The sequence below is a fragment of the Fischerella sp. PCC 9605 genome, assembly GCF_000517105.1.
GTDB lineage: Bacteria > Cyanobacteriota > Cyanobacteriia > Cyanobacteriales > Nostocaceae > PCC9605.
This window is the reverse complement of sequence record NZ_KI912153.1, coordinates 295,162-320,317: the sequence shown is the minus strand read 5'-3', so window position 1 is coordinate 320,317 and position 25,156 is coordinate 295,162. Positions and strand designations below refer to the sequence as shown.

General features: G+C 42.8%; 20 protein-coding genes. 12 read left to right on the top strand and 8 right to left on the bottom strand.

The window, feature by feature from the left end; genetic code table 11:
• Positions 1–1,489 precede the first annotated feature (1,489 nt).
• The 3 genes from bchL (at position 1,490) to FIS9605_RS0133905 (ending at position 4,725) form a co-directional block, all read left to right on the top strand.
• Positions 1,490–2,356: a ferredoxin:protochlorophyllide reductase (ATP-dependent) iron-sulfur ATP-binding protein gene (bchL, locus tag FIS9605_RS0133915; RefSeq protein WP_026736440.1), complete on the top strand. Its 867-nt coding sequence runs from the start codon at positions 1,490–1,492 to the stop codon at positions 2,354–2,356.
• 25 nt (positions 2,357–2,381) lie between these two features.
• Positions 2,382–3,185, top strand: coding sequence for a DUF5331 domain-containing protein (locus FIS9605_RS0133910; protein WP_026736439.1), 804 nt, complete (start codon positions 2,382–2,384; stop codon positions 3,183–3,185).
• Between the two features lie 139 nt (positions 3,186–3,324).
• A complete protein-coding gene (locus FIS9605_RS0133905; RefSeq protein WP_026736438.1) occupies positions 3,325–4,725 on the top strand; it encodes a ferredoxin:protochlorophyllide reductase (ATP-dependent) subunit N in 1,401 nt (466 codons plus the stop codon).
• A 220-nt stretch (positions 4,726–4,945) separates the two neighbouring features.
• Here the strand turns inward: FIS9605_RS0133905 and FIS9605_RS0133900 are convergent, their stop codons facing one another.
• From FIS9605_RS0133900 to FIS9605_RS0133890, 3 genes are all read right to left on the bottom strand, one after another.
• The gene (locus FIS9605_RS0133900) at positions 4,946–6,478 is read right to left on the bottom strand and encodes a SagB/ThcOx family dehydrogenase (RefSeq protein WP_026736437.1); all 1,533 of its coding nucleotides are present in this window, start codon (positions 6,476–6,478) and stop codon (positions 4,946–4,948) included.
• A gap of 337 nt (positions 6,479–6,815) precedes the next feature.
• Complete coding sequence (locus tag FIS9605_RS0133895; RefSeq protein WP_026736436.1) at positions 6,816–7,220, bottom strand: DUF4359 domain-containing protein; 405 nt, start codon at positions 7,218–7,220, stop codon at positions 6,816–6,818.
• Positions 7,221–7,394: 174 nt separating this feature from the next.
• Positions 7,395–8,492: an IS701 family transposase gene (locus tag FIS9605_RS0133890; protein WP_026736435.1), complete on the bottom strand. Its 1,098-nt coding sequence runs from the start codon at positions 8,490–8,492 to the stop codon at positions 7,395–7,397.
• Positions 8,493–9,207: 715 nt separating this feature from the next.
• Here FIS9605_RS0133890 and FIS9605_RS0133885 point away from each other — a divergent pair.
• Both FIS9605_RS0133885 and ilvC read left to right on the top strand, forming a co-directional pair.
• Entirely contained in the window at positions 9,208–10,080 is an 873-nt protein-coding gene (locus FIS9605_RS0133885) for an aldo/keto reductase (RefSeq protein ID WP_026736434.1), read from the top strand.
• Positions 10,081–10,138: 58 nt separating this feature from the next.
• The gene (gene ilvC, locus FIS9605_RS0133880; RefSeq protein ID WP_026736433.1) at positions 10,139–11,134 is read left to right on the top strand and encodes a ketol-acid reductoisomerase; all 996 of its coding nucleotides are present in this window, start codon (positions 10,139–10,141) and stop codon (positions 11,132–11,134) included.
• Positions 11,135–11,328: 194 nt separating this feature from the next.
• On the opposite strand, the gene FIS9605_RS0133875 is transcribed toward ilvC, so the two are convergent.
• The 4 genes from FIS9605_RS0133875 to FIS9605_RS0133860 all read right to left on the bottom strand — a co-directional run bounded on the left by FIS9605_RS0133875 (position 11,329) and on the right by FIS9605_RS0133860 (position 14,122).
• The gene (locus tag FIS9605_RS0133875; RefSeq protein WP_035140680.1) at positions 11,329–11,838 is read right to left on the bottom strand and encodes a MogA/MoaB family molybdenum cofactor biosynthesis protein; all 510 of its coding nucleotides are present in this window, start codon (positions 11,836–11,838) and stop codon (positions 11,329–11,331) included.
• 207 nt (positions 11,839–12,045) lie between these two features.
• Positions 12,046–12,381, bottom strand: a complete 336-nt coding sequence (gene psb28, locus FIS9605_RS0133870; RefSeq protein ID WP_026736431.1) for a photosystem II reaction center protein Psb28 — start codon at positions 12,379–12,381, stop codon at positions 12,046–12,048.
• A 104-nt stretch (positions 12,382–12,485) separates the two neighbouring features.
• A complete protein-coding gene (dtd, locus tag FIS9605_RS0133865; RefSeq protein ID WP_026736430.1) occupies positions 12,486–12,938 on the bottom strand; it encodes a D-aminoacyl-tRNA deacylase in 453 nt (150 codons plus the stop codon).
• Positions 12,939–13,000: 62 nt separating this feature from the next.
• Entirely contained in the window at positions 13,001–14,122 is a 1,122-nt protein-coding gene (locus FIS9605_RS0133860; RefSeq protein WP_026736429.1) for a CobW family GTP-binding protein, read from the bottom strand.
• A 132-nt stretch (positions 14,123–14,254) separates the two neighbouring features.
• Between FIS9605_RS0133860 and cysS the strand changes: the two genes are divergently transcribed.
• From cysS to FIS9605_RS0133820, 7 genes are all read left to right on the top strand, one after another.
• On the top strand, positions 14,255–15,694 hold the full coding sequence (cysS, locus tag FIS9605_RS0133855; RefSeq protein ID WP_026736428.1) for a cysteine--tRNA ligase: 1,440 nt from the start codon (positions 14,255–14,257) through the stop codon (positions 15,692–15,694).
• A gap of 28 nt (positions 15,695–15,722) precedes the next feature.
• Complete coding sequence (locus FIS9605_RS0133850) at positions 15,723–16,553, top strand: DUF2971 domain-containing protein (RefSeq protein WP_026736427.1); 831 nt, start codon at positions 15,723–15,725, stop codon at positions 16,551–16,553.
• A gap of 173 nt (positions 16,554–16,726) precedes the next feature.
• Complete coding sequence (locus FIS9605_RS0133840; RefSeq protein ID WP_026736426.1) at positions 16,727–17,200, top strand: hypothetical protein; 474 nt, start codon at positions 16,727–16,729, stop codon at positions 17,198–17,200.
• Entirely contained in the window at positions 17,197–17,730 is a 534-nt protein-coding gene (locus FIS9605_RS39485; protein ID WP_197036238.1) for a PIN domain-containing protein, read from the top strand. Before FIS9605_RS0133840 ends, FIS9605_RS39485 begins: the two co-directional genes overlap by 4 nt.
• Before the next feature lie 259 nt (positions 17,731–17,989).
• Positions 17,990–19,747 (top strand): arginine--tRNA ligase, encoded by a 1,758-nt coding sequence (argS, locus tag FIS9605_RS0133830; RefSeq protein ID WP_026736425.1) that lies wholly within the window; start codon positions 17,990–17,992, stop codon positions 19,745–19,747.
• A gap of 50 nt (positions 19,748–19,797) precedes the next feature.
• Positions 19,798–19,977 (top strand): hypothetical protein, encoded by a 180-nt coding sequence (locus tag FIS9605_RS39480; RefSeq protein ID WP_051470278.1) that lies wholly within the window; start codon positions 19,798–19,800, stop codon positions 19,975–19,977.
• A gap of 174 nt (positions 19,978–20,151) precedes the next feature.
• The gene (locus FIS9605_RS0133820; RefSeq protein ID WP_026736424.1) at positions 20,152–20,601 is read left to right on the top strand and encodes a hypothetical protein; all 450 of its coding nucleotides are present in this window, start codon (positions 20,152–20,154) and stop codon (positions 20,599–20,601) included.
• 134 nt (positions 20,602–20,735) lie between these two features.
• Here the strand turns inward: FIS9605_RS0133820 and FIS9605_RS39475 are convergent, their stop codons facing one another.
• Complete coding sequence (locus tag FIS9605_RS39475) at positions 20,736–24,725, bottom strand: two-partner secretion domain-containing protein (RefSeq protein WP_082209946.1); 3,990 nt, start codon at positions 24,723–24,725, stop codon at positions 20,736–20,738.
• Positions 24,726–25,156: the final 431 nt, after the last annotated feature.

Genomic DNA, 25,156 nt, shown 5'->3' with positions numbered 1-25,156 from the left:
CTCAGTGTAATCACCCAAAGGGAGCAATTTTGGACTCTGCAATCAAACGCAAGGCTTTTTGTTCCTCTACTCTCCATTTCCCACTGCAAGCTACGATCATTCTTAATATGTCGGGATATGTCGGGAAAAATTTTTTCGCGTTGCTGCTATCCGTTACATCTTAGCTAAGTAAAAGTAACCACCAACTACTAACTACCTTCTGAGAAACTCATTGCCCCACATATCAAGGCTAAAAACACCAAAAATCGTTAAAATTTATGGGCTATGGAAATTTGCAAGTAAAACAAAACGTCCTAGAGTCAATATCAACTCTAGAACCAAAGCAATGATGAGATACCCTGACCTGGGCTGGTCTTGTGAGATAATCTTCTGACCGGGATAGTAGCGAGAGCTACTTCACCAATATAGTAACCATAAAAGCCCAGAACCACGCTTTCAAGCAGGCTTAAAAGCACTATTGAGACTTCGGTTTTAGCTGTCGGGGTACTTTCCATTATAAAAGTTTCTTTACATCAGTAACGGGCGGCGATCGCCCCCCCGTGGGGCGCTTTCAAGAAACACAGGGAACAGGGTCGGAGGAAAAGAGGTGTTTCTTCCATTCATAGCAAAGGCGAAAACGCGGCTTCGTGGGGCGCTACTAACAAACAAAAGGAGTGTTTCCAGCGTCAAGCTAGTTAGATGTCTGTTTTAGAAAAATTTAGCCAATTTTTTTAAATGTAATTATTTTTTACATTTTCTGATTGATGCCTCAAAACTAGTAATCACCTTGTCTTGGCAGTTGATTGGCAACTGCCAATTTTTTTGGAATCAGTTTCGGTAGTGGCATTGCCAGCACGACATTCTAGATACATACAATGCACGCAAATACATTAGGTATTTGATACTAAGTTGCAGTCAAAGATAGTACTTCCCTCACCCCGCCTGTCGGCACCCCTCTCCCAATTTGGAACAGGGGAAGGGGAGAGGGCATGAATTGCTATTGCTATGTCTGAACGCAACTTGGTATGAATCTGACTTTTGTCGATGCTTTGCTTTTAGCGATCGCGATCGCTGTATCAACTAAAGATAGGTTACGCCGCTCAATTTACAGATAAATCTTTCTAAACCCTATGAATACCAATTCCATAAGCAAAACCCTTTTAGGGTCATAGCGTAAATTCTGCTATTTCGCCATAAGTTTTTTGATGAAAACCCTATAAATCAAGGCTAGATAATTTTTTGCTTTTTGTAACTATTTTATATATTTGTTATAAATAAAATAGTTATTTTATGATTTTTAAGGCTTTAAATGATTTTATAAAGATTATTTTTCGTGATTATTCAAATAAAGCTTTATTTACTCTGAATATCGCCCTAAAATATTTTAAAAACCCCTTTATTTTCAGTTTTATTTGGACAATAATGACACTCGAAGACCTCACACATCGCCGTCACAGACGGTGCTGCAAGTGTTTGAGCCAATAATAAAAAACCATAAGAGGCAAAAACAGTGAAATTAGCAGTTTACGGAAAAGGCGGTATCGGTAAATCTACAACTAGCTGTAATATTTCCGTCGCTTTAGCCAAGCGTGGCAAGAAAGTATTGCAAATTGGCTGCGACCCCAAACACGACAGCACCTTCACCCTTACCGGCTTCTTGATTCCAACGATTATCGACACCTTGCAAGAAAAAGACTACCACTACGAAGATATTTGGCCTGAAGATGTGATCTACAAAGGCTATGGTGGAGTTGATTGCGTAGAAGCTGGCGGGCCACCCGCTGGTGCTGGATGTGGTGGTTACGTAGTAGGCGAAACGGTAAAATTACTGAAAGAACTCAACGCCTTTGATGAGTACGATGTGATTTTATTTGACGTTCTTGGTGACGTTGTTTGCGGTGGTTTTGCAGCACCCCTTAACTATGCTGACTACTGCATCATTGTTACAGACAACGGTTTTGACGCCTTGTTTGCTGCTAACCGCATCGCAGCTTCCGTACGAGAGAAAGCACGGACTCATCCACTGCGTCTGGCTGGGTTAATTGGTAATCGTACCTCTAAGCGCGACCTGATTGAAAAATACGTGGAAGCGGTGCCGATGCCAGTTTTGGAAGTCTTACCTTTGATTGAAGATATCCGTGTTTCCCGTGTTAAGGGTAAGACTTTGTTTGAAATGGCAGATACCGATCCCTCTTTGAATTACGTTTGCGATTATTACTTAAATATCGCTGACCAACTTTTGGCACTTCCTGAGGGTGTGGTACCGCAAGATGCCCAAGACAGGGAATTATTCTCTCTGTTATCCGATTTTTATCTAAATCCGAAGAAACCACAGGTTCCTAATCCGGAAGAAGAATTAGACTTGATGATTGTATAAATCATTTTTTTCTCAGGATGAGAGTATGGCTTTCTTTTACAGTTTTACAGATTCGCTTAAGCAAAAGTGGTTGCAATTCTTTCAGAACAATCGCGACTGGATTAAGCTGCACATGCAGGTGGAATCAGTTTACACACCTGATGGTGGCAAGCGACCGCCTTCTTACCTCATCCTGGGAGTGGCTAACGCGCTGGAACCGAAGCTAGCGCAGTTGATGCTACCTTTCTCCAAATTGAATCCTGATGCTGATACCCTAGTTGAGGTGCTGGATTTAAATTTCGATCCAGACATTGCTCTGGGTAATCATATTCCCAAAACAGAAGGATCGCAACAAGACAATGAGTCAGCAGCCGTCATGGAAGAGAAATCCCATGATGAAACATTGACAACATCCGAGACAGATGGTTTTGGGAACGATGCCATTGCTCACGATTTGGAAGTAACCTACAACCATGAAGAAACCCTCATGGTTCCTGATACGATGTTGCGGGATGAACTGAGGGCAATGGCTACGGAAACCCTGAGTAGTATGGAGGACGATAACTCCTCGCCCCAAGATCCCTACTCAAAAAATGAGTTCCAGCAAATGCACGAAACAGATGCAGCTGACGAGTTTGGTGATATTTCCTTTGATGGGATCAAGGAAGTAGATAACACAATTTCCGCTGTACCTAACGAGAATGGATTTGCTGACGTGTTATCAGATGTTTGGGGTAACGAGACAGCTTCTTTTAAGGGTGAAGCAAATACAGATATTTTTTTAGGGGAAGAACTGTCAACTAACGGTTTGGACGACTCGGAAATTGCCAGTCTTTTCCCCAACACGTAAATGCAGAGTTAGGAGTTTTGATTAGTCAAAAGTCAATAGTCCAGAGTCAAGATTTTTTTACTAGTGACTATTGACCATTGACCATTGACTGTTGACTCTTAACTCTTAACTTTAAAAATCATGGGGAGAAAATACTAAAATGACTCTTGCTCAACCAGAAGCTTTAAATTTTGAGTGTGAAACCGGTAATTACCACACTTTTTGCCCAATTAGTTGTGTGGCGTGGTTATATCAAAAAATTGAAGATAGCTTCTTTTTGGTAATTGGTACAAAGACTTGTGGCTACTTCCTGCAAAACGCGATGGGGGTGATGATTTTTGCGGAACCCCGTTACGCGATGGCAGAGTTGGAAGAGGGGGATATTTCAGCACAACTGAATGATTACGAAGAATTAAAGCGGCTGTGCTTGCAGATTAAACGCGATCGCAATCCTAGTGTAATTGTTTGGATTGGCACCTGCACTACCGAAATTATCAAAATGGATTTGGAAGGCTTGGCTCCCAAGCTAGAATCTGAAATTGGTATCCCTATTGTCGTGGCTCGTGCCAATGGTTTAGACTATGCTTTCACCCAAGGGGAAGACACGGTGTTAGCGGCGATGGCGACACGCTGTCCGGATAAGACCCCTGTGGTAGAAGCTGATAAAAACGAGCGTAACGCGATTCAAAAACTGCTCAATTTTGGTAAGAAGAAAGAAGAAGTCGCACAAGAAGAATCCGAGTACGTAGATCACCCGCCTTTGGTACTATTTGGTTCTCTCCCCGACCCTGTAGTTACTCAACTCACCTTAGAACTGAAGAAGCAAGGGATCAAAGTTTCTGGCTGGCTACCCGCCAAGCGCTTTACAGAATTACCTGTGATTGAAGAAGGGTATTATGTCGCTGGTGTCAATCCCTTCCTTAGCCGCACCGCTACAACCTTAATGCGGCGTCGCAAGTGCAAGTTAATTGGTGCACCTTTCCCCATCGGCCCTGATGGTACTCGTGCTTGGATTGAGAAAATTTGCTCGGTGTTTGGCATTACCCCGAAAGGTTTGGAAGAACGGGAAGCCCAAATTTGGGAAGGTTTGGAAGAATACGTAAAACTGATTCGTGGCAAGTCTGTATTCTTCATGGGTGATAACTTGCTGGAAGTTTCCCTAGCACGTTTCTTGGTGCGCTGCGGTATGACCGTGCATGAAATTGGTATTCCCTACATGGACAAGCGCTACCAAGCTGCTGAGTTAGCTTTGCTGGAGAAATCTTGCAAGGAAATGGGCGTACCCATGCCAAAAATTGTTGAGAAGCCAGACAACTACAACCAAGTCCAGCGGATTTATGAGTCACAGCCTGACTTAGTAATTACTGGTATGGCTCATGCCAACCCGTTGGAAGCACGCGGTATCAACACTAAATGGTCTGTAGAGTTTACTTTTGCTCAAATTCATGGCTTTACCAACGCCCGTGACATTCTTGAGTTAGTAACCCGTCCGCTGCGTCGGAACAACAGCCTGAAAGATTTGGGTTGGGATAAGTTAGTGAAGGAAGAAGCCAAGATTTAAAGATTTCCACCCTTGGCTGATTTGTCTGTAGATAAACGAACGGGGCGATCGCGCTTTGCGATCGCTCTTTATTCAATTTAGTCAATAGTCAACAGTTAGTAGTTAGTGGTTAGTGGTGAGCTAGCGCGGTCTTGGGGGTTCCCCCCATGAGCGACTAGCGAACCCGAAGGGTTAGTGGTTATTCTCCCCACCTCCCCATCACCCCATCTCCCCTACTCTCCTAACGGGGACGTCCAAATGTAGTAATATATAACACTGCTTCATCAGCAGGAATACCTAAAACTTCATTGACTAGATCATCAAAGAAGCCGCCAATACCGCTGACGCCCAAGCCAAGATGAATTGCGGCTAAATTCAGCCTTTGCCCCAAATGACCTGCGTCCATATGTAAATAACGGTAAACGCGATCGCCATATTGAGCAACTGCTGCCTTCAAATCTGCTGTATGGAATAACACCACTGCCGCATCTCGACCTAAATCTTGTCCCAAGCAGAGAAAGTGTAACTCCCGACGGAAATTTTTAAAGCGAATTTGTCGTAATTCTTGCGCTTTGGGTGCGTAATAGTAACAGCCTGACTCAAGTCCTTTGACACCGGAAACGGCGATAAATGTTTCTATTAAATTCAGGTCAAAGTAGTCTGGAGAAATATCTAAACCTTGGTCGATGTAATTTTGGGGTTGATAAGTGAAATCAAGTAAGGCTTTTAATTCATCAAATGTTAAATCTTCACCTGTGTAAGCACGGGTAGAACGTCGCTTGAGAATAGTAGCTTCCAAGTCTTCAAGCTTTTCGCCCCACTGCACGGGCGTAGTGGCAGTAGAAATTTTTTGACAGAAAGGAAAATTGTACTTATCCTCCAAGGACTTTTCTTGTTTGACTTCCGGCAAATTCAGCTTGCCAGTTGTGCCTGGTTGGATTTGGGTGGCCTTGTGAAAGTAGTTCAACAACTCACCATCGGGAATTTCAGGATAATTAGTTTCGGTGGCGGAGGGTAGGGCAGTTCGCCATGTGGGCAAGTTTTGTTTAATATCTAGTAAATCAGCTAGGGGAAGAATTGCGATCGCTCCTTCCTGTTGAGGATCGATATAAAGTAGTTCATTGACCGCTTCATCCACAAAGCCACCGATTAAATGAGGACGATAGTCAGTAATAGCACTTGCTAACTCGATGTTACCCAAAAGGTGTCCTGTATCCAGAAAAATCCGGCGGTAAGCCCTATCTTCATAGCGCCATGCCGAACGATAAAAAACAGCAGTGGTAATAATTGCCAGTTGAGTACTTTCCAAAGCAGGATGCCAAAAACAAGCTGCTTGCAAAGCTTGCCAAACATCACTTTCCCAAAAATGCATCAAGGAATGAGTCCGACACTGATAGTTATACAGACCTGGAGGCAATAAAGGCGTACCGCGAGAAACTACGTACACCTCTGCTGGATACAAACCACCAGCACTAGGCGCAGCACGGAGATACACCGCGCTTCCCATAGAAGGCATTCTGGCAGTCAGTCCATAGCTGCAAAACAAAAGCCGCGATAATCTTTGCCACCATTGAGTATCTGAGTTGTTGACAAAAGCCTCAGGCTGATCTTGAATGTAGGGCTTGAGGTCAAAAGTCGAGCCAATTTTGTACTCTTTGAACGGCACAGGTTGCTTTGCCCAGTCTAACCCCTTATGTTTAGAGGCTATAGTTTCAGGGTCATACTTAGTGCGTTCGTGGTAGTGCTGGGCTATGGAGTGGCGTAGTTCTGGCATAAGAGTTTAAATACGCTTCTGCTACCTATCTTGGCATTCCTGAGCACCATCGTTTCGTCATCATCAGTACAAACCTTTGAGGTTTTTGTAGTATCACCCATAGGTACAATCTATAATTGCCTACTCAATTAAGTAGGTGAGTGGAAATAAACATAACGCGAGTTACGAAAAGTAAACACGCCTGTAAGGGTAAAGCATTTGTATATATATCTTGACATCAAAACTGAATGTACTAGTACAAATGCTTTGCCCCTACCAATGACAAATGACAAATGACAAATGACGATCTTCACGAGTTAACTTTAATTGTGCCGATCTACTTATCACTAAAACCCTGCTATTTTTGAAACGTCAGGAAATTACCAAATGCGCCTATCGTTCTAAAGTTATATCCAGGGACTTTTGTAGTATAGATACTGAAAATGAAAAAGTTCTGGCGCTCGGTTGATTGAGTAATAACGTCTTTGATATTACTACTTTGAAAAGCCAGTCCTGTTGCCAGTCCAGATTTGCAGGTAGTGGCTGTCAGTTTGCTAACACCCTCCCACAACTGTCCTTGTGGCAACTGTGGCCCTTTACAAACAGCATTTTGAATCTCGCTGGTAAGTCGGTTTGCGGCATAGTCAACATAGGCATTGTTATTAGGGTTGGTAAAGGACATTACACTTGCAACACCAGCGATCGCTATCAGTGTGAATAGGCTTTTACTTATACCTTGACGACTTCGCAATGATGCCTTCATAGTTTTCTTGTAGAAATGATGCAGCTGACTCGTTAAGTGTAAATACAACAGCAGTTACCTCTATTTCTGAAACTTAAGGCAGCTATGCTACTGAAATCAGGATGGCTATATTTTGCTTGTCATTGAGTATTAAAACAGTAATAATCTGGAGTAGGGCTAATAACAAAAAATAATTTAAGCGATAAGTTCGGTGTTTTGGCTTGTAATGGCTTGATTTGATTTTTGCTGGAAGACATGAAATTGTAAACTAAGCATTAAGTAAGTACTACATACTACCTCCCACCAACGTTCTATTTGTTCGTAATTAGTGACGCGGAAATCAGACCAACCTATGTAATTTTTACTGTGCTTACAGCCGTACTCTAACCAAGTTATTAATCCATAAGGATTACGTACTGCTGAAGGAATAGATGCTGGTAAATTACTCATTAGGAACAAAGTAAAGTTGTCAGAAAAATTTTCTCGGTCAGTGGTAACTTGCCAATAGCGGGTTTGTCGATGCTTTCCGAAGATAATTTCACGAATGTAGCTTTCTTCGGTCTTGCCTTTAGAGAACAGCCTGTGGAATTTCTTCCATCTGGTGTACCTAAGTCTCTGACTCGGAGCTAGCCAAAAACCATAATTACTTCTAATCGCAACGATGAAATTGAGTTGAAATTGATTGAGGACACTAATCAAAGAATCGCATTCTTCATACACAGTATCTGCTAATACCAAGTCAAATTTGAACCCTCTCTCTTGTAGTTCTTGAATTATCTCGGCAGCTAATTGAGGTTTTGTTTTAAAGATGTCTTGCGGTTTCAGTCTTTTTAAAGGTTTGAAAATTTTAAAAATTAAGGGAAAAATCAGACCGTCTACAAAAGCATAGGCATTGACTGAAACAATTCCATTTTCGACTGTGCCTAAATTGCCAATATATTGTCTGTCTACATAATCGGTAGTTTTACCTTTCTTTTTATCTCCACTATCATCAATGATCAAAGTAAAACTTCTTCCTTCTAACACCTGACGAATAATAGATAATCTCTGATTTCTCAGTTCTTCTACTTGCCAAGGTGATTCAGTCAAAAAATGAAGTAAAGATTGATGGTTGCTTAAACCTAGATATTGGGCAATTGCAGGCAGTGTTTTACGAGGAATATCAGAAATTAGACCCAAATGCAGCCATTTGAAGAATTCAAAGCTTCTGACTTCTGGGAAAAGGTGCTGGTAAGTTGCACAATAGTTATCAACAAAAGTGACGGTAGGAACTGCTTCCCTGGGGTGTGCCATAAATTGACTCCAGAAAAAGGGATTGATATTTCAAAGTAATACATTTTCAAAAGCGTCACATAATATAACTAAAGATTACTAACTGTTCTATGAAGCTTTCTTGAAGTAAATGTTTCCAGCTTTTTCTACTTTTCATAAATTTTGATATAAAAGATTTGATTTATAAAAATACTTTATGTATTTTTACGTAATATTACAATCTAAGCAAACATATTTGAAGCATCATGCAATTTGCTTGATTTTAACAATATAATTACACTTTATTTGCTGCTCACTGATTTATATCTCTGCAAATTATAAAAACATACTACTTGTCAATGTCTATATTTATACTTTTTACAAAAAGATAAGAACATGAATAAAGGTATGACGCAGCATGGATTAGGGGTGTAGCAAAAGTAGTTATCTTTTTCGTTCCTACTTGACTTTTAACCCTTTCCTACAGGTGGCAAAAGTTATTTTTGCAAAAGGTCTGTAGCAGCTATATGGTCATACTAACTTTCGCAAATACTTATCTAAATTTTTTGACAACAATGCAGTCGTCATAATGATCGTTAGGACGCTCATAGTTTTGTTTATCCACACCCAGTTACTATTTAATTGTTGAGGTTGCTTATTAAAAAACAATAAACCTTTTGAGAGATGAATTGTCAAGAAGGGTCTGACCAATTAGTAAATAACAATAGATAATAGTGCTGAAAACTAAAGCATAAATATGGATAAAAAACAACTAGGAAAAACAGGTGTTGATGTTAGTGCCATCGGTTTAGGAGGTATGCCGATGTCGTTAAGCAACCGCCCCTCAGAGTCGCGATCGCTTAACGTTATTCATCGCGCTTTGAAATTAGGAATCACTTTCATAGACACCGCTGATTCTTACTGCAAAGATGAATCAGATAAGCACCACAACGAGCAATTGATTCATAAAGCCTTGCAAACTTACGATGGCGATGCAAGCAAAGTGATTGTCGCAACCAAGGGTGGCTTGATGCGTCCCAATGGTAACTGGACACGTAATGGCAACCCAAAACACTTACGTGAGACTATTCGCATCAGCTTTGAGGCTTTAGGTGGTAATAAACCTATTGATGTATGGCAATATCACGCACCAGATCCTGACTATACCATTGAGGAATCCCTAACACCAGCCAAAGAAGCACAACAAGCGGGGATCGTTCGTTTTGTGGGAGTTTCTAACTTTTCTGTGGAACAAATTCAAAGGGCACGGGATGTAATTGATATCGTCTCGGTGCAAAACCAATACAATCCTTGGTATCGCCAGCCCGAGTTTGATGGCGTACTGGAATATTGTGAGACTGAAGGTTTGACTTTTTTGCCTTGGAGTCCTTTTGGTGGTAGTCGTCGCCATGAGAATTTGCAAGATATCTCGATTATTGCCCAGTTAGCAAAACAAAAAGGCGTATCAGTGTACTGTATTGTATTAGTTTGGTTGCGTTCCAAGTCACCATGTATCTTGCCGATTCCCGGTGCTAGCAAAATTTCTAGCATTGAAGATTCTGTACGTGCCCTCGATGTGAAATTATCTGATGAGGAAGTCCAAAGAATTGATCGAGAAACGGTACCATAATTCGGTAAAATAACAAGTCTGCAAACAAACAGGATGCTTGCTGACTGGAGACGCGCTTATGGCTCGGATGTATTACGACGCAGATGCAAATTTAGACCTTTTAGCCGGAAAAACGATCGCCATCATCGGTTATGGTTCCCAAGGTCATGCCCACGCCCTGAATCTTAAGGATAGTGGCATGAACGTTATTGTCGGATTATATCCGGGCAGTAAGTCAGCAGCTAAAGCCCAAGCCGCTGGGTTAACTGTCAAGAGTGTGGCAGATGCAGCCAAAGCTGCCGATTTGCTGATGATTTTGTTACCTGATGAGGTACAAAAAACAGTTTACAAAAACGAAATTGAACCCCAGCTAGAAGAAGGGAATGTATTAGCTTTTGCCCACGGGTTCAATATTCACTTTGGTCAAATCGTGCCACCACCTGACGTAGACGCGATCATGGTAGCACCCAAAGGGCCCGGACATTTAGTACGGCGGACTTACGAAGAAGGACAAGGAGTACCTTGCTTATTTGCAGTTTTTCAGGATGCTACCGGACAAGCACGCGATCGGGCCATGGCTTATGCTAAAGGTATCGGTGGAACCCGTGCTGGCATTCTCGAAACCACTTTCCGCGAAGAAACCGAAACCGACTTATTCGGCGAACAGGCAGTATTGTGTGGTGGTTTAAGTGCCTTAATTAAAGCTGGATTTGAAACTCTGGTAGAAGCTGGTTATCAGCCAGAATTAGCTTATTTTGAATGTCTCCACGAAGTCAAACTGATTGTTGACTTAATTGTGGAAGGTGGACTCGCTAAAATGCGCGATAGTATTTCCAACACTGCTGAATATGGTGACTACACTCGTGGCCCTCGGATTGTCAACGAACAAACTAAAGCAGAAATGCGGAAGATTCTCAGCGAGATTCAAACTGGACAATTTGCGCGGGAGTTTGTTCTAGAAAACCAAGCAGGCAAACCTGGATTTACCGCCATGCGTCGTAAAGAAGCCGAACACTCAATTGAGGAAATCGGTAAAGACTTACGCGCTATGTTTAGCTGGATGAAGAAGGATTAGTTTTTAGGGACTGGGGACTGGGGACTGGGGAAGAGTGGGGGAGTGGAGGAGTGGAGGAGTGGGAGAGTGGGAAATGGGGAGATGGGGAGATGGGGAGAGTGGGAGATGGGGAGAATTACCACTAACCACTAACCACTAACCAATGTACAGACGTGCCATGGCACGTCTCTACAACCACTAACCACTAACCAGTCCTATTGACGCAATAAATTAACTAGGTGAGTTAGTTCTGGCAGGATTAGTTTTTCCATTGCCAAGCGCACGGCGTTGCTGGAACCAGGTAGAGAAAAGATGAGTTTACTTTGATAAATACCAGCAACAGCGCGAGATGCGATCACCCGCGAACCAATTTCTTGATAGCTTAAAAATCGAAACAACTCACCAAACCCAGGCAAAGTCTTTTCTAGCAATTTTTCTATAGCATCGTAGGTAGTATCTCTTGGCGCGATGCCAGTACCGCCATTAAAAATCACAGCATCCAAATTGGAAGTTTTACCCAGTAGTTCTAACTGCCCTTGAATTTGGGTTGGTTCATCTTTAATAATCGTATAGGCTCCGACTGCATGATTGGCATCACGGAGTAATTGCTGAATTAATTGACCACTTTTATCTGTTTCTTGGGAACGTGTATCGCTAACGGTAACAACAGCACAAGTTACCGTTATTCCTGGTTGATCGGGGTGGGGTTGGTGAATTGCAGTCATTAGTCATTTGTCCTTTGTCATTTGGCATGTGTTGTTTGTTGGTTATTGTTTGTTCCAATCAACCATCAATTACTGTATGGGCGGGTTTAGCTTTGATACTTGTGGGCTTAAATGACGGGATATTTTATAGAAACCCGCCCCTACTAACCACTAACCACTAACCACTAACTATTAACCAATGACCAATGACTAATGACCAATGACTCATTAAGATTTATTGAATCCCAAGCCATTTTCTTCTGCATAGCGCTGCATAAATCGCATAAAGCGATCCCATTCATCTTTGGATTTCATCAGGTAAACTGCTTCCAACGCTTCTGGTTTACCGTTGATAAATCTACCTTTGACTTCGCGGGTGATTATTTCCCCTTCTTCATCAATCATGTACATGCCAGTGATGTCTTCGGTATTGCCAACATCCAATGCTTTTGGATTTTGAAAAATAAACGTTGCAGTGCCACTTTCACCACTGCGCGATCGCGTCAAGCGCACTTCTGGAATTACTTCTTCGTCGATACCCCTTGAAAACTGGATTTTTGCCATTTTGAGTGTATTTAAAGTTTTGTGATGCTTAAATTAATATTCTCTCACCATTTAGTACCAATAAGTCTAGATTATGGCTAGATTTTTTACCTACGTGTAAACACTTAGCTTGCTTCTTTTTCTAGTAGTAAAGTCACGGGGCCATCATTTTCGATTGAAACTTGCATCAGCGCTCCAAATTTACCAGTTTCCACTTTTAAACCACTCTCACGTAACTTAGCAACAAAACGGTTATATAAATCTTCGGCTGTTTGAGGGGCTGCTGAACGGTCAAAAGAAGGACGGCGACCTTTGCGACAGTTGCCGTAAAGCGTGAACTGGCTTACTACCAGCAACTCACCGCCAAATTCTTGTACAGATTTTTGCCACCTGTCGCCACCTTCTTGATCGGGAAACAGCCGCAATTCCAAACATTTACGTACCATCCAGTCAAGTTCGGCATCAGTATCTGTCTCAGCAATACCTACGAGTAAGTTTAGTCCTCGTCCAATTTTGCCGACAATTTCACCGTTCACTGTGACTTGAGATGATTTAACCCGTTGGACAACAATACGCATAAATAATTATGAATTATGAATTATGAATTATAAACTTTTCATAATTCATAATTCAGCATTCATCATTTTCCAAATCCTTTGCCACGAGAAGTGGAAGGAATACACAGGCAGTTTTCTAGTTGTTCTTGCAATTGTTCGCGATCTAAATTTTGCCCAATCAGCACCAACTGATTTTTCTTCTCACCTTTCCACTCATCATCATCCAAAGTAAAGCGCTTGCCGCAAAGGTGGAAAATATGCCGTTTGGGACTTTCATCAAACCACATAATTCCCTTGGCACGGAAAATGTTATCAGGGAGTTGGTTATCTAAGAAATACTGAAATTTCCTGATTGCAAAAGGTTTATCACTTTCAAAAGATAGTGAGGTAAAGCCATCATTTTCTAGGTGATCGGAATGATGATGGTGATGGTGTTCATGGTCATGGTCGTGGTCATGATCGTGATGGTCATGACCGCATTCAGAGTGGTCATGATTGTCGTCATGGTCATGATGGTGATGTTCACGATCGTGCGCTTCGACAGTATCAAAATATTTGTCTGATTCAAACAGACCAACGCTAAGAATTAAAGGTAATGGCACTTGTGCCTGCTTGGTGCGAATAATTCTCGCTCCTTCCTTAACTTCCCTAATTTTGGTTTCCAGAGTTTGCAATTCTTCCTCAGAAACTAAATCTGTCTTATTCAGCAGAATTACATCACCATAGGCAATTTGACTGTAAGCAGCCTGAGAATTAAATAAATCCAGGCTGTAATTTGCCGCATCTACAACAGTAATAATTGAATCCAAACGAGTTAAATCTCGCAATTCCGTGCCAAGAAATGTGAGAGCAACTGGTAGCGGGTCTGCAAGCCCAGTTGTTTCTACAACTAGATAATCGATATTTTCTTGGCGTTCTAAAACTTTGTAAACGGCATCGACCAAATCATTATTAATGGTACAGCAGATACAGCCGTTACTTAACTCCACCATATTATTATCGTCAGCAGAGATAATTAACTCGTTATCGATGCCAATTTCACCAAATTCATTTACTAAAACAGCGGTTTTCAAACCCTGCTGATTGGTCAGGATATGATTGAGTAAAGTTGTCTTTCCACTACCGAGAAAACCAGTAATAATTGTTACTGGTAGTCCTTGTTTTGCGGCATCCATTGAATGAGATTCAGAGGTAACTGCTTGCATAGCACTGCTATCAAAAAAGTCAATTTAGAAATGTAGCGCAGAGAGTCCATAAAACACTAGCATAGGGATGCTGGATAAACGTCCCAGCTGCTTTAACCTATTATTGCGTATCTGATTAAGTATTACTGTGTTATGACCCTAACCGTTTACAATACCCTCACTCGTCGCCAAGAACCGTTGGAAACAATCGAACCAGGAAAAGTTAAGATGTATTGCTGCGGCGTGACGGTATATGACTACTGCCATTTGGGTCATGCCCGTTCATACATTGTTTGGGACTCCATACGTCGTTACCTGCAATGGCGCGGTTATCAGGTGCGCTACATACAGAATTTTACTGATATTGACGACAAGATCCTCAACCGTGCGAGAGAACTAGGTACAACGATGGAAGCAGTGGCAAATCGCTTCATCGATGCTTATTTTGAAGATATCCGGCGCTTAAACGTCATGGATGCTGATGAATATCCCCGGGCAACGGAACATATCCCAGAAATCCGGGCAATGATTAAAGCCTTAGAAGCAAAAGATTACGCCTACGCTGCTGGTGGTGATGTCTATTACAGAGTGGAGCGTTTCCCCACTTACGGCAAGCTATCGGGACGAGATCTGGAACAAATGCAGGCAGGTGCTAGCGGTAGGGTAGACCTAGAAAATTCGGAAGGTAGAAAACAACACCCCTTTGACTTTGCCCTATGGAAAGCTGCTAAACCGGGAGAACCTGCTTGGGACTCACCTTGGGGTAAAGGTCGTCCTGGTTGGCATATTGAATGTTCGGCGATGATTCGATCGCAACTTGGTGAAACAATTGATATTCATGGTGGCGGAGGAGATTTGATATTTCCCCATCACGAGAATGAAATTGCCCAATCGGAAGCCGCCATCAAAAAACCGCTAGCACGCTACTGGATGCATAACGGTATGGTGATGGTAGATGGTAAGAAAATGTCCAAGTCCTTGGGTAACTTTACTACCATTCGCGAACTGTTGGCTCGCCCGGTCGATCCGATGGCAGTGCGGTACTTTGTACTGCAAGCCCATTATCGCAAACCACTTGATTTTACAGATGAAGCGATCGCCACTGCTGAAAGTAGCTGGAAAACCCTTAAAGAAGGATTACTCTTTGGCTATCAGCACGGCGAAAAACTTGGTTTCACCAATAACGGAAATCAGCTAGATCAAGAAATCATCAAACGATTTGAAGAATCGGGAGACGATGACTTTAACTTCTCTGTTAGCTTAGCAGTGCTATTTGAATTAGCCAAAGAACTGCGCCGCGAGGGAAATCTCCTAGTGCATGAAGGCAAAACCGAAACGCCACCAGAAGAGTTATTCAAACAATGGCAGACTCTCGTCACGTTGGCAAGAGTTTTAGGTTTGGAAGCCACGGTTGAAGAGGAAGTGTCCCAGTGTGGTATCACTGATGCGGAAATTGAGGAGTTAATTCAAAAACGGCAAGAAGCGAGAAGAACTAGGAATTTTGCCGAAGCAGATCGCATCCGCAATGAATTGCAAACCCAAGGCATTACTTTAATAGATAGCCGTGAAGGTACTCGCTGGCATCGGAATTGAGGGCAAAAATCTTTGAGGAGCAATACCAATGTATAAAGCTCATCCTGATTTCATCCCGCCAGATAATGAAAACCAACTTATCTGGCGATATATGAATATTTCCAAGTTTTATCATCTGATCAAAACACAGACTTTGTATTTTTCTGCTGCTTGCCAATTTCAAGACCGATTTGAAGGGTCATATACGAAAAAAACAATGGAATATGACTTGATGAAAATTAGAACTGAGCCTCAGAATTTAATCAGTTCTAGTGACCCCAGAGAAATTCGTGCCTTGGCTTTCGAGGGATTAAAAAGGTCGGTATTTGCAAGCTGTTGGTTCATGGATGACTCTGAATCTGAGGCAATGTGGAAACTCTATTTAGGAAATAAAGACGGCATAGCCATTAAATCGAGTTATAAGCGATTAATCAATTGTTTTGGTTCAGATAGTCCTGATATTCATGTAGGGAAAATTAAATATTTAGATTATGTCAACGAAGCAATTCCCGGACCAGATTTTAACGATATTTACTCCTTTGTGAGACCATTTATATACAAGCGATCGGCATTTAAGCACGAACAAGAATTGCGGGCGATGTTTCATGAGTTACCTGAGCCAACAGAAGAAAATCATTATTTGAATCTACTTGTGGATGCTCGAATGAAACGATGCTCTGGAAGACCAGTTCGAGTTGATTTAAACACACTGATTGACGAAGTCTATATCCCTCCAATGAGTTCCACTTCTTTCAAAGATTTAATCGAGTTAATTCTGAGCTCACATAATTTAGATTCTGTGAAAGTGAAGTGTTCAATTTTAGACGAAGATCCAGTATCAGTTTTTAGATCTATGAGCGAAAGTTTAGGTTGGGATTAGCTATTGAGCACTAGATGTATTGGGATTTTGCTGCACAGAAATAAAATGGAACAAGGGCTGTTGAGAGTATTGCTAATAGATGAGTTTAATTTGCTGTGGGGAGACTTAAAAGAAATAGACAAGCTAAATATTGTTCTGCGCCAAAATGGATTGTAGTAACTAATAAAAAAATCATGTCTACTCAAAGAAATACTGGCTGGGATTTAGCAGTTTACAACCACGACGGTCAACTGGTACTTGTCATTGAGATTAAGAGTAAACTGAATGCTCCGCCAGAGTGGGCTGCACAACTGCGACGCAATATCCTCGCCCACGGAATCTTTCCGAAAGCCCCTTACTTTCTCATGGTCTTCCCTGACAGGTTTTATCTGTGGGCTAATGATGATGCACAACTCGATCTAAGTAAACCAACTTATACTATTGATGCGCGTCCCATTCTTCAGCCTTATCTTAAACAAGCTGGAATAGATACTGAGCAAAAAATAAGTAGTCAAAGTCTTGAATTAATTATTACATCTTGGCTCGGAAGTATTATTCACTCCGAGAAGCCTATTAGCGAAATAGGTAAGTCTCAGCGATGGCTGGTTGACTCAGGTCTTTATAACGCTATTGCCGGAGGCAGATTCGACCACGAGGCTGTTGCGTGAACGTTTACATTGAAACTAACTTTGTTCTGGAACTTGTTTTTCAACAAGAGCAGTTTGTAAGCTGTGAGCAAATTATGCAACTGTGTGAAGATGGGCATATAAAGCTTGTCATGCCAGCATATAGTCTAGCTGAACCACACGAAAAATTGAGTCGTCAAGCCAAGAGTCGTAAGGATCTTCAGCAAGTACTCGACACTGAGTTACGACAGCTTGCACGTACTGCATCCTATACAACTCGCATCAATAGCATTCAAGACATTGCGAGTTTGTTAGTTCAGAGTAATGAGGATGAACGCCAACGCTTTGTGCAGTATCGAGTTCGGCTCTTGAAGAGTGTGGAAGTAATTACACTGACTGCTGATATTCTTACTGAGGCAGCAATATACGAAGATCCATACGATTTGAAACCACAAGATGCTCTTGTTTATGCATCAGTCATTTCTCACCTTCGTCAGCATCACCCTCAGTATCATGTTTCCTCAATCGGAACTCAAGAGATTTTGACAGTCCTGATATTGTCGATGAATTGAACAAATTTAATTGTAGGATGATACCGCGATTTGACCACGGTTGTTCCTTCATCCAATCACAACTATAAGTAAGACACAAGAGTAAGACAGAAGAAAGTTCTGTCGAGGGTGACAGACAGTGCAGGGGATTGTAGTGTACTATGACATTCTTCACCTGGACTCTGTTACCGTATTTTAAGGTTAGAATAATCAGGTCTTTAAGGACATCTAATCATCAACAGCCACATTGCCTCTGAATAAGAGATAACACCATATATATATGAACGCTACACAAGAACTATTAAAAGAGAAATTACAGCAGGCTTTGGTTGCAGCCTTTGGCACTGAATACGCCGATGTAGACCCGATGTTGGTGACTGCAAGCAATCCTAAATTTGGTGATTATCAAGCGAATGTGGCTTTATCTTTAGCTAAACGTTTAGGACAACAACCACGAGCGATCGCTCAAGCCATTGTCGATAAACTGGATGTATCGGAAATCTGCAAACCACCGGAAGTGGCTGGCCCTGGCTTTATCAATCTCAAATTGACAACAGAATACTTGGAAACACAACTCGCCGCCGTGCAAGCAGATTCCAGATTGGGAGTTGCTAAGGCAAAAACCCCAAAGCGCGAGATTGTAGATTTTTCCAGTCCGAACATCGCCAAAGAAATGCACGTCGGACACTTGCGATCGACAATTATCGGCGATAGCATCGCCCGGATATTGGAATTTCGGGGACATGATGTACTGCGGTTGAATCACGTTGGTGATTGGGGGACGCAGTTTGGAATGTTAATTGCCTATCTGCGGGAAGTTTACCCAGAAGCCCTCACGACTGCAAATGCTTTAGATATAGGCGATTTAGTCAGCTTTTATCGCCAAGCCAAAAAGCGGTTTGATGAAGATGAAGCTTTTCAAGAGACTGCACGGAAAGAAGTCGTGAGATTACAAGCAGGTGCAGAAGACACACTCCATGCTTGGAAACTGTTGTGCGAACAGTCAAGGGCAGAATTTCAAGAAATTTACGACTTACTAGATATTAAACTGCAAGAGCGTGGCGAATCTTTCTACAACCCCTTATTACCAAAAGTTGTAGAAGATTTAGAACAGACTGGGTTGCTAGTAGAAAACCAAGGAGCAAAATGCGTTTTCTTGGAAGGCTTTACTAACAAAGAAGGTGAACCACTGCCCCTGATTGTGCAAAAATCTGATGGGGGTTATAACTACGCCACTACAGACTTAGCCGCCATACGCTACCGGATTCAAGAAGACCACGCCAAAAGAATAATTTATGTTACAGATGCTGGACAAGCAAATCACTTTGCCCAGGTGTTTCAGGTAGCACGCAAGGCGGGGTGGGTTCCCGATGATGTGGAATTCGTCCACGTTCCCTTTGGTTTGGTGCTGGGTGAAGATGGCAAGAAATTCAAAACCCGTTCTGGGGATACAGTGCGGTTGCGGGATTTGCTGGATGAAGCGATCGCCCGTGCGCGTGCAGACTTAGAAACCAGATTACAAGAAGAAGGGCGGGAAGAAACTGAACAGTTCAAAGCCCATGTTGCGAAAGTAGTTGGCATTAGTGCGGTAAAGTACGCCGATCTCAGTCAAAATCGCACCAGCAACTATATCTTCAGCTACGACAAAATGCTATCGCTCAAAGGCAACACCGCACCCTACATGCTGTACGCTTACGTCCGGACACAAGGAATTAGTCGGGAAGGTAACATTGATTTTGGACAGTTGGGAGCAGATGCCAAAATTCTACTACGTGAAGACACAGAATTAACCTTGGCAAAGCATTTGTTACAGTTGGACGAAATCGTCGGTGATGTTGAGCAAGATTTACTGCCAAATCGGTTATGCGAATACTTGTATCAACTGAGTGATAAGTTTAATAAGTTCTACGAAAACTGCCCTGTTCTCAAATCTGAGGAACCAGTGCGGACATCGCGGCTGGCACTGTGTTATTTAACAGCTCGAACCCTAAAGCTGGGGCTGTCTTTGCTAGGTATTCAGGTGTTGGAGCGGATGTAGGGTTTACGTGGATCTGGACGACCGTAAGGCTGAGAACAACCGCAACAAGCATGGAGTGTTTTGAAGACGCGACAACCGTCTTCAATTACCCTTTTGCTTACATTTTTGATGATGAATGGCACTCTGTTGACGAACCGCGCGAAATTATCATTGGACACGACCAAAAAACCGTCTTTTGCTTGTCTGCTTTACGCGCTCTAATATCGGCAATTCCCAAAGCCCAGAGATGACTTACCTAAGTTGGGTTGAACCGCAGATTGCATGAGGTTGGTTCATTATAATCTATTGAAAGAGCGAATTTTTTTACCAACTTATGATGAGACAACCTCTCTCTAGGGAACGATTTAGCTGATGAGCTAGATGAAGTAAAAATAGGATGCTAAATCTCATGGAGATTGTATCCTATGAAACTGAATTCTTTGATGAAACGGCTTTCGACTGTAGGACGCTGGATGGCTACAACTTTATTTTGTGTGTCAGCGATCGCCTTCGTTTGGCAGGGTGCGTTTTTCGCGAACACCGCAGCAATGGCTGATCCTGCTGCCAACTTGATCGCTGAGGCAGATCTAGGCTCACAGATTCAAGGGAAAACCAGTGAAGATGCTGGACGAGCCAAGAATTTCATCCGAGATACGGCAAATCAAGTTGAACGAACTGCAAATAAAAATGCCGAGCGAGTTGAGCAAGCAACGGATGACAGTGGTAGTTTCATCGAGCGCAAAGCCAAGAGAGATAGGGATCGAATTGAGAAAAGAGCAGAGGAAGATGCAGCCCGGACTCAGAAAGCAGTAGACAACACAAAGAATGCTGTTGAACGCACCGTTGATAACATCAAGGATACTTTCAGCAACTAGAGAATAGATAAGCGTTGCGATAGTAAGCAGGTATAAAACAACGCGCCTACGTACAAAATAGTTTATGTGCGGTTGCTATCTCAACGCCTATATGCAAAGCTTTGCGCCCCTACTAACCACCAACAACCAACAAATCAGTGAACAGGACAAGATGCAGATGGCAACCACTGATTGTGAGGAGTCACTACAGGAGCTTGTGTCACTAGTTGGATATCGCCATTAGCATCAACTATCCAACCAGAGGCTTCGACAATGGGAGCGCTAGCAGTAGCTACCTTTGTTGGTTGTAGTTGCATTTGTGCTTGAGTAGGTTTGCCTCGGCTTCTTACCCACTCTGCCAGCGTCGCGGTATCTTGTAGCAATTCTGTGGCACTCAAGGGTAAACCGCCGCGCCCCGTAACAACAAATGAACTCTGACGTTGTGGACTTCCGGGAGTGCAAGCGGTGGAAATTTGTTGGGTTGGGTCAACTATATTAGTAGGCAGTTCGATTAATCCACTACTCGGATCTACGTTTGGCGTGTTGAATGTAACTCTTCCTGAGGCAACAATATCACTTTCTGATGTTTGCTGCTGTCGAAATTGAGTTCCAAAAATGCCGTCAGAACGGATAGTTATATTTCCGCCTCTGCCTGTGAAAGCATTGGTAAGGATGTCGCTATTTTCTGAGGGTACGGCGACAATAAAACCAACATCAGCAATAAAATTACCACCACTACCACCAGTTTTGGCTGTGCCTGAAACAGCAGATATCTCACTGTTGCGGCGTAACAACAGTAAATCTCGCACTTTCAGCAAAATATTTCCTTCGGTACCCGCTGCTGAGTTAGCTGTTAGTTTTCCTTGGTTATCCAAGCGAATGGAGCGAGATGTAACTTTTAGGTTGCCTGCGTCTCCTGCTCCTTGATTACTCACTGTCACAAGAGCGCCATCTTTGATGATTAATTGATCGGTGTCGATTGTCACGTCTCCAGATGCTCCAGTTGGCGATGGCGGCAATCCAAAAATCTGGAGAGCAAATTCATTTTCAATATTAGCACCAGCACTAATCAGACTAGGAATAGAAGTCCCAGGCAATTTGCCACTTACCTCTACAGATTTAGAAGCGTTGATAGCAATACTTCCAGTTGAGCCACTCGTTGTGGTCAAAGAATCTATTCTGCCTCCATCCCGAATTGCCAATTTGCCTGTGTTGATAGTTATGTCGCCAACATCTCCAGTGTTGAAAGTCGAAACACCTAAAAAGCTCACTGGGGATTGGAATGGCCCTGCTCCGCTAACTTCTACTGAATCAGAGGCATCTATAGTTACATTACCACCTGGTGCATTCGTAAAAGTAGCAGTGGATATGCTTGACCCTCCTCGGACAGCTAGCTGTTGGGTTGAAATTGCAATGTCTCCTCCCTTGCCACCTCCGATAGTGACCGGGGAAAATACAGAAATTAGTCCTGCTGCGATCGTTCCGCCTAGTTCTGATGTGATACCACCTTTGTTGTCTAGGAAAATAGATCGAGCATTGATCCTCACATTCCCTGAAGTTCCTGAGCCATCACTTCTTGTAGAGACTAAAGCACCATCTGTGATTTTTAACTGACCCGTGTTAATTGTCACATCTCCAGAAGACCCACTTGGCACGGGGGGCAATCCAAAAAGCCGGCGGGCAAATTCATTCTCAATAGTGGCACCAGCACTGATCAAACTGGGTTCATCAGTTCCAGGTATTTTACCACTCACATCTACAGATTCAGAAGCATTGATAGTAATACTTCCTGCTAAGCCACTCGCTACGGTGGAAGAATCAATCCTGCCTCCATCTTGAACTATCAGTTTTGGTGTATTGATAGTCAAGTTACCACCATTTCCATCATTGAGCGTAGAAACACCGATCAGGCTTCCTACCGACTGGCTTAGTTCTGCGCCGATGACTTCTACAGATTCGGTTGCATTGACGGTAACATCTCCACTAGAGCCTTTTCCAAATGTACCAGCGCCTACCCTCGACCCATTCAGAACCCTTAACTGCCCAGTAGAAATGTTGACATTTCCTGACTTTCCAGAACCAAAGGTAGAACTACCAATAAAACTAAGCGCTCTCGGATTAAAAGGCACAAATCCGTCTACTTGCACAAAATCCGAGACATCCACATTGACATTACCACCTGCTGCATTCGTAAAGGTAGCAGTGGAAATACCTGCCCCTTTCTGAACAATAAACTGTTGGGCTGAAATAGCAATGTCCCCTCCCTTAACAGATCCCACAGTGAAGGGAGAAAAGACAGAAATCTTTCCGCCTACGAAGGTTCCCCCCAATTCAGATGTGATGCCACCTCCACCATTCAAAGAAACAGAACGAGCGTTAACTCTAATATTTCCGGAAATTCCTGACCCATTATTGCTTGTTGTCACTAGAGCGCCATCTGTAACCTTTAACTGACCAGTATTAATTGTCACGTCTCCAGAAGCGCCGCTGGGTACAGGAGGCAAGCCAAAAAGTTCTTGTAAGCTTTGATCTACCAGGTTAGCAGAGGAAGAGACTAGACTAGGATTTACAGAGCCTGGCACTGTACCTTTTATTTCCACGAACTCAGGGACGTTGATGGTAACATTACCGGCTGCACCACTTGCAAAGGTAGAAGCACCAACTCTTCCCCCATTCTGAACTGTTAATCTAGGTGTATTAACTGTCAAGTTGCCAGCATCTCCAGCATTGAATGCGGAAGCAAGAAAACCACTAGGTGAAAACAAGTTGGGTTCAACGCCAACAATTTCTATAGAATCAGTGGCATTGACGCTGAGATTTCCTCCTTTTCCAGATCCAAAAGAGGCAGAGGCAACGGTTCCTCCTCCAGTTGTGGTTAAACGCCCAGTTGAAACTGTGTTATTGCCTGAATCCCCAGGGCCAAAAGTGGCAGCAACGATAGAACTAGTAACGCTGGGATTAACTGCACTTGCTCCATTGACTTGTACTGAATCGAAAGCATTGATATTTACATTGCCGCCTGTTGCAGGGCTGAGGGTTTTGGCAACGATGGTTCCTCCTTCTTCCACGACTAATTGCTGGGTGGAAAGCTCAACATCTCCTCCCTTACCTGCTCCTACTGTTTCATTTGTCAGGCTGCTGCGGATTGTGCCATCGGCATTGGTTCCACTTACTTTTACAGACTCTCTGGTGTTGACTTTTATTGCTCCTGCCGATCGCAACCCTTGATTTTGAATCAAAACAAGTGAGCCATCGCGCACCGAAAGATTTCGTCCTTGTACTTGGATAAAGCCACCACTAACACCACTGGCATCTGCTAAGGCTTTTTGAGATAGCTCGATATCACCGAAACCAGGCACTTCTTCATAGCCGAAAGTCCAGCTACCGGAACTGGGATTGAGACTAACTAAACCTCCAGCTACACTGCCTAACTCAATCCGTCCTCCTGCTGCTGTCAGTGTACCTCCATCTAAGTTGATATTGCCCCCCACCAAGGCTAGGGTTTGACCTGGCTGCACCTGCAAACCCGTTGAACTGCTGCTTCTGGTTACGGGCGAGAAGATGGGACTGGCAACTGTGAAATCGTGTCCTGTACCTTGAACGCGAATCGCCGCTGGATTCTGTCCAAATTGCAAACCGACTGGAACACTAATAGTCAGCAAGGGGGCAGATTGAGGTGTAGTAGCGCTGAACTCAAAGCCATCAGCAAATTTCAAACTATTAGCAGTACTGGCAACAAAGGAACCGCCGATATCCAAACGTGCATTTTGACCAAAAATAATCCCGTTGGGATTGATTAAAAATAAGTTGGCAATACCATTAGCACGAATCAACCCGTCAATGTTTGAGATTGATCCGCCCGTGACTCGACTAATTATGTTTTGAATATCCGCACTATTGTTAAAGAAAGCTTCGCTACCAGTCGGTAAAGAAAACTCGTTGAAACTGTGGAACAGGTTGTTACCCGCTTGGGTTCCGCCATTGATATTCCAGGTGTTACCCTCTCGTGTGACAATAGAATTACTGGGTATAGTGTCATCAGAAGTAACCTGGGCGATCGCACAATTTGCAGAGAAAGTATAGATACCAACTATCCCCACCCCTAACTTTTGAAACCAGCCCCAAAAATTACTGAATTTAAACATGGCGATCGCTCTATTGCCGGTAGTATTTAGGTGCACTAAAGTAATAAATACTACTAAGAATTCAAGGTACAACAGTGGTTAATGTTACAAGAATAGCTCTATACTAGTATAATTACTGAAGGCGCAACTTGAAGCACCAACTAGGAACTAAGAGATACTAACATTAATCATCAGCATAGTAGCGTCTTTTTCCCAATTGTGCTGTCAGAGCGAGTATTTGGATGTTAGCGATTTAAGCTCAAGTTAGCTAAAGCTGCTAATATATTGCACCTTCTCAAGAAGAGCCAGCGGCTCTCATTCTCGTTGCCAGGTTGAATCTGATAACGAGGGTTAGGAGGTTTTGCCTTCCAACTATTGCAAACAATGCAAGATGCAAATTTGAACAGATTTTTAGAGACACGCTGTTTGAAGCATCTCTACACGATCTTTAC